1 protein-coding gene is annotated in these 1,132 nt (G+C 42.9%); it reads left to right on the plus strand.

Annotated elements, in window-relative coordinates; all coding sequences use genetic code 11:
• Nucleotides 1-102 precede the first annotated feature (102 nt).
• Nucleotides 103-1,132 (plus strand): IS110 family RNA-guided transposase (locus tag CZ487_RS09280; protein WP_077211922.1); only part of this gene is annotated, 1,030 nt, incomplete at its 3' end.

Raw genomic sequence — 1,132 nt, forward strand, 5'->3', positions numbered from 1 at the left:
TTCGGGGACTTGAACAAAAAAGAGCCCTCTTGGTATGATTACGGGGTGTCAAATCTTAGCGCGAAATGACCCCTAACTTAGTTAACCAAGGAGGACTCCAAAGTGGATTTTAAACAAAATCAGAAAATAAATCAAGTCACCGAAAAAACACTCGTTGTCGGAATCGATATTGCTAAGCGAAAACATTTCGCTTGCTTTGTAGATGATCGTGGGCGGGTGCTCCAAAAATCTTTCTCAGTATTACAATCTAGTGATGGTTTTCAGAGTTTTTATCAACGTATTTTGGCTGCAATGAAAGAATACGAAAAAACGGAAGTCATTGTCGGGATTGAACCTACAGGCCATTACTGGCTTAATTTAGCCCATTTCCTGGAGGATCGGGGGATTCCCTTGGCTATGACCAACCCTATGCACGTCAAACGGTCAAAGGAATTGGATGACAATCTACCAACCAAACATGACCGTAAAGATGCTTTAGTAATTGCTCGTCTTATTAAAGACGGACGCTTCAGTTATCCAAGAATCTTGAAAGACGTGGAGGCTGAACTTCGTGTTGGGTCAACGTTTAGAAGTAAGTTGACAGAGGAACTTGGAGCTGTCAAAAACATGATGATTAGGTGGTTAGATCGCTATTTTCCTGAGTTTCCCCAGGTCTTTCCGTCATTCGGAAAGTTGGCAATGGCAGTACTTGAATGTACCCCATTTCCTAGTGATCTTCACCAGAAACAACCCGATGAATTATTATCACTTTACCGCCAGGTTGAGGGGCTCAAATCTCCCCAACGACCGAAAGCAATGCTTCTTATTGAAGTCGCTGCTAATTCGATCGGAGTAACAGAGGGACGTGAGATGGCCCGTATCGAAATCGCCACACTCGTTCGTCGTTACAACCAATTAGAACAAGATATCGAAAGTATTACTCAACACTTAGTTGAGCTCGTTAAAACATCTGTAGAATACGAATGGCTATCAACGGTTCAAGGACTTGGAGATACCACCATTGTCGAACTATTAGCTGAGATCGGAAGCTTCTCACATTACGAAGATCCACGCCAACTAATCAAACTCGCGGGATTAACGTTACGTGAAAATTCGTCCGGTCAGCACAAAGGACAAAAACGCATCTCCAAAC

Source organism: Robertmurraya dakarensis (genome assembly GCF_900156875.1).
Classification (GTDB): Bacteria; Bacillota; Bacilli; order Bacillales; family Cytobacillaceae; genus Robertmurraya; species Robertmurraya dakarensis.